Below are 12,981 nucleotides of genomic sequence, written 5' to 3'. Positions count from 1 at the left end.
TGTCGTCGCAGACGCTTACAGTGGAGTCATCATGACCGCATCGGGGACCATCGATGTCCACACCCCGATCGCGGGCCTCATCGAGCTGGCACTACGGGATCCCTCTCTGCACGAGGTGACCCGCCGTGCCGCCGAGCGGCCCGCCGATCTCGATCTCATCGGCCCGGCCAGTGCCCGGGTCTACGCGGCTGCCGCGATCGCCCAGACGGGCCCGCTGCTGGTCGTTACCGCGACAGGCCGGGAAGCCGACGACCTCACCGCCGAGCTGCGCGGCGTGTTCGGCGACGCCGTCGCGCTGTTCCCGTCGTGGGAGACGTTGCCGCACGAGCGGCTCTCGCCGGGCACCGACACGGTCGGCGCGCGGATGCTGCTGCTGCGCCGCCTCGCCTACCCCGACGATGCGCGGCTGGGCCCACCGGTGCGCATCGTCGTCACCACCGCGCGCTCGCTGCTGCAGCCGATGGCCCCCGACCTGGCCCGGACCGAGCCGGTGACGCTGACCGTGGGTGAGGAACCCGACACCGCGGCCGGAGCCGCGGGGGCCGACGCGTTCGACGCGACCGTGCATCGGCTGGTCGAGCTGGCCTACACCCGCGTCGACATGGTCGGCAAGCGCGGCGAGTTCGCCGTACGCGGCGGCATTCTCGACCTGTTCCCCCCGACCCTCGAGCATCCGGTGCGCGTCGAGTTCTGGGGTGACGAGGTGTCGGAGATGCGGATGTTCTCGGTCGCCGACCAGCGCTCCATCCCCGAGATCGACATCGACGTCGTCATCGCGGTGCCCTGCCGCGAGCTGCTGCTCACCGACGACGTCCGCGACCGCGCCGCCGCTCTGGCCGCCGAGCACCCGGTCGTCGAGAACAGCGTGCCGGGGTCGGTGCCCGACATGCTGGCCAAGCTCGCCGAGGGCATCCCGGTCGACGGCATGGAGGCGCTGCTGCCGCTGCTCAAGCCGACCGAGCTGGCGACTCTGCCCGACCACCTTCCGGCCGGCGCCCCGCTGCTGATCTGCGATCCGGAGAAGGTGCGCACCCGCGCCGCTGATCTGATCAAGACCGGCCGCGAGTTCCTGGAGGCGTCCTGGTCGACCGCCGCCGTCGGCGGCGACGTGCCCATCGACATCGAGGCCCTCGGCGCGTCCGGGTTCCTCGGCTTCGACGACGCACGCGACAACGCCCGCACCGGCGGGCATCCCTGGTGGACGCTCAGCCAGCTCGACAGCGGCTCCGGGGAAGCGCTGCAGCTCGACATCCGTCCCGCCCCGTCGGCACGCGGTCAGCAGCACAACCTGGCCGAGATCTTCGCGATGCTGCGCGCTCACGTCATGACCGGCGGTCACGCCGCCGTCGTCACCCCCGGGGCGGGCACGTGCATGCGTGTCGTCGAGCAACTCGGCGAATCCGATACGCCGGCAACGCTGTTGGATCCAGGGGCGCCGCTGAAGGAAGGCGTCGTCGGGGTTCTCAAGGGCCCGCTGCACGACGGCGTCGTCCTGCCCGGCGCCAACCTGGTCGTGATCACCGAGACCGACCTGACCGGCAACCGCGCCGGTGCCACCGAGGGCAAGAAGCTGGCGGCCAAGCGGCGCAACGTCGTTGACCCGCTCGCGCTGACGGCGGGCGATCTCGTCGTGCACGATCAGCACGGCATCGGTCGCTTCGTCGAGATGACCGAGCGGGTGGTCGGCGGGGCACGCCGCGAATATCTGGTGCTGGAGTACGCCTCCACCAAGCGAGGCCAGACCGCCGACCGGCTGTATGTGCCGATGGATTCGCTGGATCAGCTGTCGCGCTACGTGGGCGGCGAGGCGCCCACGTTGAGCAAGCTCGGCGGCAGCGACTGGGCCAACACCAAGACCAAGGCCCGCCGCGCGGTGCGCGAGATCGCCGCCGAGCTGGTCGCGCTGTACGCCAAACGGCAGGCCTCGCCGGGGCACGCGTTCGCCCCGGACACCCCGTGGCAGGTCGAGATGGAGGACGCGTTCGGCTTCACCGAGACCGTCGACCAGCTCACCGCGATCACCGAGGTGAAGTCCGACATGGAAAAGCCGGTTCCGATGGACCGGGTGATCTGCGGTGACGTCGGCTACGGCAAGACCGAGATCGCGGTGCGCGCGGCGTTCAAGGCGGTGCAGGACGGTAAGCAGGTCGCGGTGCTGGTGCCGACGACACTGCTGGCCGATCAGCACCTGCAGACGTTCACCGCGCGGACCGCCGGCTTCCCGGTGACGGTCAAGGGCCTGTCGCGGTTCACCGACCCCGCCGAGTCCCGCGCCACGCTGGAGGGGATGAAGGACGGCAGCGTCGACATCGTCATCGGCACCCACCGGCTGCTGCAGACCGGGGTGACGTGGAAAGACCTGGGGCTCATCGTCGTCGACGAGGAACAGCGCTTCGGTGTGGAGCACAAGGAGCACATCAAATCGATGCGCACCCACGTCGACGTGCTGACGATGAGCGCCACCCCGATCCCGCGGACGTTGGAGATGAGCTTGGCCGGCATCCGGGAGATGTCGACGATCCTCACCCCGCCCGAGGAGCGCTACCCGGTGCTGACGTATGTGGGGCCGCACGACGACAAGCAGGTCGCCGCCGCGCTGCGCCGCGAGATGCTGCGTGACGGGCAGGCGTTCTACATCCACAACCGGGTCCGCTCCATCGACCAGGCGGCCGCGCGGGTGCGGCAGATGGTGCCCGAGGCGCGGGTGGTGGTAGCGCACGGGCAGATGCCCGAGGAACAGCTGGAGAAGACCGTCGAGGGCTTCTGGAACCGCGAGTACGACATCCTGGTCTGCACCACCATCGTCGAGACCGGCCTGGACATCTCCAACGCCAACACGCTGATCGTGGAGCGCGCGGACACCTTCGGGCTCTCGCAGCTGCACCAGCTGCGCGGGCGGGTGGGCCGCTCGCGTGAGCGGGGTTACGCCTACTTCCTGTATCCGCCCGAGGTGCCGCTGACCGAGACGGCCTACGACCGGCTGGCCACCATCGCCCAGAACAACGAACTCGGCGCCGGTATGGCGGTGGCGATGAAGGATCTCGAGATCCGCGGCGCCGGAAACGTGCTGGGCGCCGAGCAATCCGGGCACGTCGCCGGTGTCGGCTTCGACCTGTACGTGCGGCTGGTCGGTGAGGCCGTCGAGGCGTACCGGGCCGCCGCGGACGGGAAAACCGTTGCCACACCGGAGGAGTCGAAGGACGTGCGGGTCGACCTACCCGTCGACGCGCATCTGCCGCCGGACTACATCAACAGCGACCGGCTGCGGCTGGAGGCCTACCGCCGGCTGGCGGCGGCCACCGACGACCGGACCATCGACTCCGTGGTCGATGAGCTCGTCGACCGCTACGGTCCGCTGCCCGAGCCGGCCGAGCGCCTGGTGGCCGTGGCTCGGCTGCGACTGTTGGCCCGCGCGCACGGTGTCACCGAGATCGGGGCGGCGTCGGCGACCACGGTACGCATCTCGCCGATGACCCTGGCCGATTCGGCGCAGCTGCGGCTCAAGCGGCTCTACTCGGGCGCCAGCTACCGGGCCACCACCTCGGTGGTGCAGGTGCCGATTCCGCGGGCGGGCAGCGGGGTGGGCTCGCCCCGGATCCGGGACCTGGACCTGGTGGCGTTCGTGGCCGGGTTTTTGCTGGCCATCGACGGGAAACCGGACGAGGAAGTTGATATAACCAAGTTCGGAGGTGCCTCGGGCGGATGAACCACGTGAGTGAGCGGCGGTGACGGTCGTCCTGGTGGATCCACGCCGGCCCTCCCTGGTCCCTGTCGAGGCGATCGAGCTGCTGTCCGGGGACGTGCAATACACCGAGGAGATGCCGATCAAGGTGCCGTGGTCGCTGCCGTCGGCGCGTCCGGCCTACGACGGTGAGCCCGCCGAGGTGCTGTTGTCCAGCGACGCCGAGCACCCCTCGGTGCTGTCGCGAATCTCGGCCGGGGAGCGGGTGATCGCGGCGCCGGCCGCGGCCTCCGGGGAGCGATTGGTCGACGCGGTGGCTCTGATGGACCGGTTGCGCACCGCCGGCCCGTGGGAAAGCCAGCAGACCCACGATTCGTTGCGGCGTTACCTGCTCGAGGAGACCTACGAGCTGTTCGACGCGGTGCACGGCGGCGATCTCGGCGAACTGCGCGACGAGCTCGGTGATGTGCTGCTGCAGGTGCTGTTCCATGCCCGCATCGCCGAAGAGGCCCCCGAGCATGCGTTCACCATCGACGACGTCGCCGACGCGCTGGTCCGCAAGCTGGGCAACCGGGTGCCCGCGGTGCTGGCGGGGGAGTCGATCTCGCTGGAGGACCAGCTGGCGCAGTGGGAGCAGCGCAAAGCGCTGGAGACCTCCAAGCGCGAATCCTGCATGGACGACATCCCCACCGCCCAGCCGGCGTTGGCGCTGGCCCAGAAGGTGCTTGCCCGCGCCGAGGGGGCCGGGGTGCCCGCCGATGTGGTTCCCGAGGAGCTGACCTCGGTGACGGTGTCGGCGGAGGTGGACGCCGAGAACGCGCTGCGCACCGCGGTGCTGGAGTTCATGGACGACGTACGCAGCGCCGAACGCGCCGCAGCCGCCGCCCGCCGCGGCGACGACGTCGCCGAGGAACTCGACGGCGCCCCGCTGACCGGGATCGGCGCCGACGAGTGGCGCGCCCACTGGCCGGGGACAGAAGAGGCGGATCCGCCCAGCGTGTGACCCCGCGTAAAGGTGCCTGACCTGACGCGGCCGCCGAGGCGTCAGCGATCGTGATTTTTCTCGTCCCACGCCTGCATGCGCAGGTCAGCCGCAATTCCTTGACTGCATGGGAACATGGATGACAACCAGAGTGGGTTGTGAGGAGACCGGTGACGCGGGTGCGGTGGCTGCAGGCGGTGGCCGTGATCGGCGCGACAGCGCTGCTCATGGCTGCCAGCTGTTCGTGGCAGATGGGCAGCCGCATTCCTGAGGGGGTGCCGCCGCCGGCGGGTGATCCGGTTCCGCAGATCGACACCTACGCCTCGGGCAGGCCCGCCGACCAGCTGCATCAGTGGGCCGCCGAGCGCGCCCCGGCGCTGGGCATCCCGGTCACGGCGCTGGAGGCGTACGCCTACGCCGCCCGCGTCGCTCAGGTGGAGAATCCGGACTGCAACCTGGCGTGGACGACGCTGGCGGGTATCGGCCAGGTGGAGAGCCATCACGGCACCTACCGGGGGGCCGACATCGCCGCCAACGGTGACGTCTCGCCCCCCATCCGAGGCGTGCTGCTCGACGGCACCGGCGGCAACCTGGAGATTCTCGACCACGACTCCGTCAGCCACGACCCGGCCGTCGAGGACAAAGGCGACGAGCCCTACGCCCGCGCGATGGGGCCGATGCAGTTCATCCCCGAGACGTGGCGGCTCTACGGGGTGGACGCCAACAACGACGGCGACATCAGCGCCGACAACATCGACGACGCCGCGCTGTCGGCGGCGGGCTATCTGTGCTGGCGCGGCAAGGATCTGTCCACCCCGCGGGGCTGGATGGATGCGCTGCGCGCCTACAACCTGTCCGACCAGTACGCGCGCAACGTCCGTGACTGGGCCACGGCCTATGCGAACGGACATGCCCTCTGAGCACGCCGGCGCAGCGGCCACGCTCTAGGCTCATGGCCGAGGCCGTTCCCGATCCGAGATCGTCAACCCGTCACGTCCCCGAGAGCTAGGAGGCACCAGTGCCCATCATCGAGCAGGTCGGAGCCCGCGAAATCCTCGATTCCCGGGGGAACCCGACCGTCGAGGTCGAGGTCGGCCTGCTGGACGGCACGGTCGCCCGCGCCGCGGTGCCCTCGGGTGCCTCCACCGGTGAGCACGAGGCCGTCGAGCTGCGCGACGGCGGACCGCGCTACCTGGGCAAGGGTGTGCAGAAGGCCGTGGAGGCGGTGCTCGACGAGATCGCCCCGGCGGTGATCGGTCTCGGCGCCGACGAGCAGCGCCTGGTCGACCAGGCCCTGGTCGACCTCGACGGCACCCCGGACAAGTCCCGGCTGGGCGCCAACGCGATCCTCGGGGTGTCGCTGGCGGTGTCCAAGGCGGCCGCGCAGGCCGCGGAGCTGCCCCTGTTCCGCTACATCGGCGGACCCAACGCGCACATCCTGCCGGTGCCGATGATGAACATCATCAACGGCGGCGCCCACGCCGACACCGGCGTCGACGTCCAGGAGTTCATGATCGCCCCGATCGGCGCGCCCAGCTTCAAGGAGGCGCTGCGGTGGGGCGCCGAGGTGTACCACGCGCTGAAGTCGGTGCTCAAGAAGCAGGGTCTGGCGACCGGGCTGGGCGACGAGGGCGGTTTCGCCCCCGATCTGCCCGGCACCAAGGCTGCGCTGGATCTGATCGGCTCGGCGATCGAGGCCGCCGGGTTGAAGGTCGGCGCCGACGTCGCGCTCGCGCTCGATGTCGCGGCCACCGAGTTCTACACCGACGGAACCGGCTACGCGTTCGAGCGGGAGACCCGCAACGCTGAGCAGATGGCGGCGTTCTACGAGGATCTGCTGGGCGGCTACCCGCTGGTGTCGATCGAGGATCCGCTGTCCGAGGACGACTGGGACGGTTGGGTGACGCTGACCACCGCGATCGGCGACAAGGTGCAGTTGGTCGGCGACGACCTGTTCGTCACCAACCCCGAGCGGCTCGAGGACGGCATCGAGAAGGGCGCGGCCAACGCGCTGCTGGTGAAGGTCAACCAGATCGGCACGCTGACCGAGACGCTCGATGCGGTCGCTCTGGCGCACAACGCCGGGTACAAGACCATGATGAGCCATCGCAGCGGCGAGACCGAGGACACCACCATCGCCGATCTGGCGGTGGCGGTCGGCAGCGGCCAGATCAAGACCGGTGCGCCGGCGCGCAGCGAGCGCGTCGCCAAGTACAACCAGCTGCTGCGCATCGAGGAGGAACTCGGCGACGCCGCGCGCTACGCCGGGGACCTGGCCTTCCCGCGCTACACGCCGGAGACCACATAGCCCGTGCCCGACGCGAAACGGCCCGACCCGAGGCGCCGGGGTGCGGCGTCCCGGCCGGGTAAACCGCGGGGGACGTCACGCCGTACCGCGCCGCGCGCGCCGAAAGATGCCGCGCCAGGCGTCCCGAAAGAGGCTGCACCGGGCGTTTCGAAGGACGCCGCGCCACGCACGGGCAAGGAGGTCGTGCCCGTCGAACCCCACGGCGGGGACGACGTCCAGGCGCCGGCGACCGGTTCGGTGCGCGAGGTCATCGCCACATCGGCAGAGCAGGCCGCCGAGCAGCGCTTCGGGTCGGCGGCGCGGCGGGCGGCGATCCTCGCCGCGGTGGTGTGCGTGCTGACGTTGACGATCGCCGGCCCGGTGCGCACGTATTTCGGTCAGCGCACGGAGATGAAGCAGCTGCAGGCCACTGAAGCTCAGTTGCGCGCCCAGATCGCCGAACTCGAGCAGCAGAAGGACAAGCTCGCCGACCCGGTGTTCATCGCTGCGCAGGCCCGTGAGCGGCTGGGGTTCGTGATGCCCGGCGAGATTCCCTACCAGGTGCAGCTGCCGCCGCAGGCGGAGCTGCCCGGGTCGCCGGCCGAGCAGGCACAGCAGGCCGCGAGCGGGGCCCCGTGGTACACCGCGCTTTGGCACACCATCGCCGACGAGCCTCACGGCGCGCCTCCGACGGTGCCGCCCACTCCGCCGGGTGCGCCCGGTGCGCCGCCGCCCGTCGCCCCCGAACCACCCGCGTCCGGCGCGCCGCTTCCCGGTGGTTGAGCAAGCCGATCTCGACGCCGTCGCCGGGCAGCTGGGTCGAGAGCCCCGCGGTGTCCTCGAGATCGCCTATCGATGCCCCAACGGCGAACCAGCCGTCGTGAAGACCGCGCCGAGACTGCCTGACGGAACACCGTTTCCGACGCTGTACTACTTGACCCACCCGGCGCTGACAGCCGCGGCGAGCCGGCTGGAGTCGGCGGGTCTGATGCGGGAGATGACGGAGCGCCTCGAGGAGGATGCGGAGTTGGCCGCCGCCTATCGACGCGCGCACGAGTCGTATCTGGCCGAGCGGGACGCGATCGAGTCCCTGGGGACGACGTTCTCCGGCGGCGGCATGCCGGATCGCGTCAAGTGCCTGCATGTCGTGATTGCCCACTCATTGGCGAAAGGACCGGGAGTGAACCCATTTGGAGACGAGGCGCTGGCGGTGTTGGCCGCCGAACCGGGGATGGCCGGGATCCTGGATCCAGCGGTGTGGACGTGACGCGGGTGGCGGCCGTGGACTGCGGCACCAACTCGATCAGGCTGTTGATCGCCGACGTGTCCGGCGGCGGGCTGGCGGACCTGCACCGCGAGATGCGCATCGTCCGGCTCGGCCAGGGCGTGGACGCGACCGGCGAATTCGCGCCCGACGCGCTGCTACGCACGCAGCTCGCTCTGGTCGACTACGCCGAGATGATGCGCGAGCACGGAGTCGAAGCGGTCCGGATGGTGGCGACCTCAGCGGCCCGCGATGTCGCCAACCGGGATGCGTTCTTCGCGATGACCGCCGAGGTGCTGGGTACGGTGGTGCCCGGCGCGGTGGCCGAGGTGATCACCGGTACCGAGGAGGCCGAGCTGTCCTTCCGCGGGGCGGTCGGTGAACTCGACAGTGCTGCCGGGCCTTTCGTGGTGGTCGATCTCGGCGGTGGCTCCACCGAAGTCGTGCTGGGCTCCGGGGATTCGGCTGAGGTTGCTGCCGGCTATTCGGCCGACATCGGATGCGTGCGGCTGACCGAGCGCTGTCTGCATTCCGATCCGCCCACCGCCGACGAGGTCGAGTCGGCGCGGGTCGTGGTGCGCGAGGCGCTCGAGGAGGCGCTGCGGGTGGTGCCGGTGCAGCAGGCCCACACCTGGGTGGGGGTGGCAGGCACGATGACGACGCTGGCCGCGTTGGCGCTGAAGATGACCACCTATGACTCCGACGCCATTCACCTGTCGCGGGTGGGGTTCGACGAGCTGCTGCCGGTGTGCGCGGAACTGCTGGTGATGACCCGTCAGCAGCGCGCCGCCCTGGGGCCGATGCACGAGGGCCGCGTCGACGTCATCGGCGGCGGGGCGATCGTGGTGCAGGAGCTGGCTGCGGCGCTGCAGAAGCGGGCCGGTGTCGACGAGTTGGTCGTCAGCGAGCACGACATCCTCGACGGCATCGCCCTGTCGATAGGTTGAGCTCTCTCTTGGGTGAGCGCCTTGAGAGGCTGAGCTGTCTCGCGCACCCGGGCTTTTATCGCGATGGCACCTCAGCGCGCCCGGGCTTGCCTCGCGAAAGTACGCATTGTGATGGAAATAGCCCGATTTCCGTCAGAAACCGTACTCCCGCTGCAGAGGTCTGACCGAGATGGGCTCTTGCGGCTCGTGCCGCTCTCGCCGCCCTTACCGACTTCCTGTCCGTGGGGCAGCGCGCCCGGGCGCCCGAGCGCCGCGAAGCGCGCGATCGCCCGCGAGAGCCTCGCGAAAGTACGCATTGTGATGGAAATAGCCCGAATTGCATCAGAAACCGTACTCCCGCTGCGAGGGCTGACCGGCGAGTCCCTAGGTGGGCCGACGGCCCAGTGCCCCGGCGAGTCCCGAGGTGGGCCGACGGCCCAGTGCCCCGGCGAGTCCCCAGGTGGGCCGACGGCCCAGTGCCCCGGCGCGGGTCAGGCGGCCGCGCCGAGGTGCGGACGGCGCCGGATCCGCCGCTTCGTCGGGTCCCGCTGCCCGCCGAGGGTGACGGCCAGCAACAGCATCATCGCGCCGATGCCGAGGTGCAGCCAGTTGTCGGCGTTGTTCAGGGGGACGACGTGGGCGTCGCTGCCCCGCTCGACCAGCAGCCCGTAGAGCCACAGGCCCAGGTAGAGCACCCCGCCGAGGAGCAGATACGCGCGAGCACCGGAATACGTCCGGGCCATCGCGAACCCGAGACCGCCGAGCACCAGGTGAAACGCGTTCACCAGCACCGACACCACGAACACGCCGAACAGCGTTGCCCCCGAATGCTGCCCGGCCCATGCGAGCTCGCCGACATTCGCGGTGGCGCCCGGGATGAAGCCGAGCAGCCCGATCAACGTCAACGCCGCCGCGACGATCAGGGCCGCGCCCTGCACCGCCATGTACTTGGGTTGTGACGCCACGAGCCACCCTCCCTCCCACGTCGACGAAATTGACGATCGTGTGGAAGAGGTACCCACCCTCGCGCCGCGGATAACACCTGCGGCGCAACCGGTCAGGAGCGCAGGATGGGGGCGAGGGTGTCCAGGACGCCGGGGTCCTCGATGGTCGACGGCACCGGTTCGTCCCGGCCGGCGGCGATCCCGCGCAGTGTCTTGCGCAGGATCTTGCCCGAGCGGGTCTTCGGCAGCGCCGGGACGACATCGACCAACCGGAACGCCGCGACGGCACCGATCTCGTCACGCACCAGCCGCACCAGCTCCTCAGCCAGCCCGTCGGTGGAGGCGCCGGACTTGACGACGACCAACCCGCGGGGCGCCTGCCCCTTGATCTCGTCGGGTACGCCGATCACCGCGCACTCGGCCACCGCCGGGTGGGTGGCGAGTACCTCCTCGATCGCGCCGGTGGACATCCGGTGTCCGGCGACGTTGATGACGTCGTCGATGCGCCCCATGACGAACAGGTAGCCGTCTTCGTCATAGCGGCCGCCGTCGCCGGTCAGGTAGTAGCCGGGGTGTTCGGACAGATACGACGCCTCGTAGCGCGCCTCGGCGTTCCACAGCGTGGGCAGGGTGCCCGGCGGCAGCGGCAGCCGGATACAGATCGCGCCTTCCTCACCCGCCTCGCAGCGGTTGCCGTCGTCGTGCAGCACATGGATGTCGTAGCCGGGCATGGGTACGGTCGGCGAGCCGGCTTTGATCGGAAGTGCTTCGGCGCCCATCGGATTGGCGGCGATGGCCCATCCTGTCTCGGTCTGCCACCAGTGGTCGATCACCGGGACGCCGAGGTTGTCGGTGGCCCAGTGGTAGGTGTCGGGGTCCAGGCGCTCGCCGGCCAGGAACAGATATTTCATTCCCGACAGGTCGTAGTCGGCCAGGTACTTGGCTTCGGGGTCTTCCTTGCGGATCGCGCGGATCGCGGTCGGGGCGGTGAACAACGCCTTCACCCCGTGCTCGGAGGCGACCCGCCAGAACGCGCCCGGGTCGGGGGTTCCGACCGGTTTGCCCTCGTAGAGCACGGTGGTGGCGCCCAGGAGCAGCGGTGCGTAGACGATGTAGGAGTGGCCGACGACCCAGCCCACGTCGGACGCGGCCCAGAACACCTCGCCGGGGGCGATGTCGTAGATGTGGCGCATGCTCCACAGCAGCGCTACTGCGTGGCCGCCGTTGTCGCGGACGATGCCCTTGGGCTTGCCGGTGGTGCCCGAGGTGTAGAGCACATACAGCGGGTCGGTCGCGGCGACGGGCACCGGGTCCACCGGCTGAGCCGAAGCCATCACGTCGGCCCATTCCACGTCGCGGCCCTCGATGAGGTCGCAGCGGTGCCGGTCACGTTGCACCACAACGCAATGCGTGGGCGGGTGCTCAACCGCGGCGATCGCGGCGTCGAGCATCGGCTTGTACTCGACCACGCGGGTGGGTTCGATGCCACACGAGGCGGACACGATCACCGTCGGGCGCACGTCGTCGATGCGCACCGCCAGTTCGTGTGGGGCGAAGCCGCCGAACACCACGGAGTGCACCGCGCCCAGCCGCGCGCACGCGAGCATCGCGATGACGGCCTCGGGGATCATCGGCATGTAGATGACGACCCGGTCGCCCTTGCCGACGCCCAGGCCGCGCAGGGCACCGGCGAAGCGGGCGGTCTCGTCGAGCAGCTCGGCGTAGGTGTAGACGCGCTTGGTGTCGGTGACGGCGGAGTCGTAGATGAGCGCCGGCTGTTCGGCGCGGCCCGATTCGACGTGGCGGTCCAGGGCGTTGGCGCAGGTGTTCAGCTCGGCGTCGGGGAACCAGCGGTAGAACGGAGGGTTGCTGTCGTCGAGGATGCGCTGCGGTTCGCGGGTCCAGGTGACGGCCGTGGCGGCGTCGGCCCAGAAGCCGGCGGGGTCGGTGATGCTGGCGTCGAACAGGTCGCGGTACCCGGGCATATCGGCACCGTAGCGCGTTGCCGATAGTCTTCGGGTCATGACGAGCCAACCCCCATCCATTCGGGCAGTACGCCGGCGCTTCGTGGAGGCGCGTGGGGTGCGATTCCACGTGTCGGAGGCCGGTCCGGAAGACGGTCGTCCGGTGCTGGCGCTGCACGGTTGGCCGCAGCACCACTGGGTGTACCGGGATTTGCTGGCCGACCCGCCCCCCGGGTTGCGGATCATCGCCCCCGACCTGCCCGGATACGGCTGGTCGGGCCCGGCGCCGCACAAGTGGGCCAAGGAGGACGTGGTCAGTGACCTGGTGGCGTTGATGGATGCCCTCGGTCTGGAGCATGTGTTGCTGGTCGGGCACGACTGGGGTGGCTTCCTTGGGCACCTGCTCACGCTGCGGGTGCCCGAGCGCATCGACGGCTACCTGGCGCTCAATATCGCTCATCCGTGGGTGCCGCCGAAAGTGATGGCGCGCCACGCCTGGCGGTTCCTGATGTATCAGCCGCTCATCGCGATCGCCGGGGTGCCGGTGCAGCGCCACACCGCATTCCTGGACCGCGTCTACCGGCAGGTGTCCGAGGTCGACGCGGAGACCGCGCGGGTGTATTCCGAGCGGTTCCGCGACCCGGTGGTGGCGCGCACCGCCCGCGACACGTACCGCACGTTCCTGGTCCGGGAGATTCCGCGGATGACCCGATCCGGTGAACGGCGACGCTCGACGGTCCCGACCCGGGTGCTGTTCGGCAAGAATGATGCCGCGATCGCGCCCGAACTGGCCGCGGCCGAGACGGCCCGCGCCGACGACTACACGCTGGAGTTGATCGACGGCGGGCACTTCATCGTCGACGAGCGCCCGGATCTGGTGCGCGACCGGCTGATCAAGCTGGCCGCGGAGGTGCCGGCGAGCTAGGGGCGCG

General features: G+C 70.1%; 10 protein-coding genes. 8 read left to right on the top strand and 2 right to left on the bottom strand.

Annotated features, from left to right (window positions below; translation table 11 throughout):
- The first annotated feature begins 31 nt into the window (after positions 1-31).
- The 7 genes from mfd to J3476_RS07565 all read left to right on the top strand — a co-directional run bounded on the left by mfd (position 32) and on the right by J3476_RS07565 (position 9,162).
- Entirely contained in the window at positions 32-3,706 is a 3,675-nt protein-coding gene (mfd, locus tag J3476_RS07595; RefSeq protein ID WP_207065882.1) for a transcription-repair coupling factor, read from the top strand.
- A gap of 19 nt (positions 3,707-3,725) precedes the next feature.
- Entirely contained in the window at positions 3,726-4,685 is a 960-nt protein-coding gene (locus tag J3476_RS07590; protein ID WP_207065881.1) for a nucleoside triphosphate pyrophosphohydrolase, read from the top strand.
- Positions 4,686-4,834: 149 nt separating this feature from the next.
- Positions 4,835-5,584, top strand: a complete 750-nt coding sequence (locus J3476_RS07585; protein WP_152518456.1) for a lytic transglycosylase domain-containing protein — start codon at positions 4,835-4,837, stop codon at positions 5,582-5,584.
- 98 nt (positions 5,585-5,682) lie between these two features.
- Complete coding sequence (eno, locus tag J3476_RS07580; protein ID WP_207065880.1) at positions 5,683-6,972, top strand: phosphopyruvate hydratase; 1,290 nt, start codon at positions 5,683-5,685, stop codon at positions 6,970-6,972.
- A 3-nt stretch (positions 6,973-6,975) separates the two neighbouring features.
- Entirely contained in the window at positions 6,976-7,734 is a 759-nt protein-coding gene (locus tag J3476_RS07575) for a septum formation initiator family protein (RefSeq protein WP_207065879.1), read from the top strand.
- Positions 7,727-8,218, top strand: coding sequence for a DUF501 domain-containing protein (locus J3476_RS07570; protein ID WP_207065878.1), 492 nt, complete (start codon positions 7,727-7,729; stop codon positions 8,216-8,218). The genes J3476_RS07575 and J3476_RS07570 overlap by 8 nt, the downstream gene beginning before the upstream one ends.
- Positions 8,209-9,162, top strand: a complete 954-nt coding sequence (locus tag J3476_RS07565) for a Ppx/GppA phosphatase family protein (RefSeq protein ID WP_207065877.1) — start codon at positions 8,209-8,211, stop codon at positions 9,160-9,162. Before J3476_RS07570 ends, J3476_RS07565 begins: the two co-directional genes overlap by 10 nt.
- A 470-nt stretch (positions 9,163-9,632) precedes the next feature.
- On the opposite strand, the gene J3476_RS07560 is transcribed toward J3476_RS07565, so the two are convergent.
- A complete protein-coding gene (locus J3476_RS07560) occupies positions 9,633-10,106 on the bottom strand; it encodes a DUF4383 domain-containing protein (RefSeq protein WP_207065876.1) in 474 nt (157 codons plus the stop codon).
- Between the two features lie 92 nt (positions 10,107-10,198).
- Positions 10,199-12,070, bottom strand: a complete 1,872-nt coding sequence (locus tag J3476_RS07555; RefSeq protein ID WP_207065875.1) for a propionyl-CoA synthetase — start codon at positions 12,068-12,070, stop codon at positions 10,199-10,201.
- A gap of 37 nt (positions 12,071-12,107) precedes the next feature.
- Here J3476_RS07555 and J3476_RS07550 point away from each other — a divergent pair, with 37 nt between their 5' ends.
- On the top strand, positions 12,108-12,974 hold the full coding sequence (locus tag J3476_RS07550) for an alpha/beta fold hydrolase (RefSeq protein WP_207065874.1): 867 nt from the start codon (positions 12,108-12,110) through the stop codon (positions 12,972-12,974).
- Positions 12,975-12,981 lie beyond the last annotated feature (7 nt).

Origin of the sequence: Mycobacterium sp. PO1 (assembly GCF_017312405.1) — a bacterium.
In the GTDB taxonomy this organism is placed as follows: Bacteria; Actinomycetota; Actinomycetes; order Mycobacteriales; family Mycobacteriaceae; genus Mycobacterium.
This window is presented reverse-complemented; position numbering and strand designations above follow the sequence as displayed.

Excerpts from the sequence above, each read along its gene's own strand:
- J3476_RS07555 (WP_207065875.1), bottom strand. The coding sequence starts at position 12,070 with ATGCCCGGGTACCGCGACCTGTTCGACGCCAGCATCACCGACCCCGCC.
- J3476_RS07550 (WP_207065874.1), top strand. The coding sequence starts at position 12,108 with ATGACGAGCCAACCCCCATCCATTCGGGCAGTACGCCGGCGCTTCGTG.
- mfd (WP_207065882.1), top strand. The coding sequence starts at position 32 with ATGACCGCATCGGGGACCATCGATGTCCACACCCCGATCGCGGGCCTC.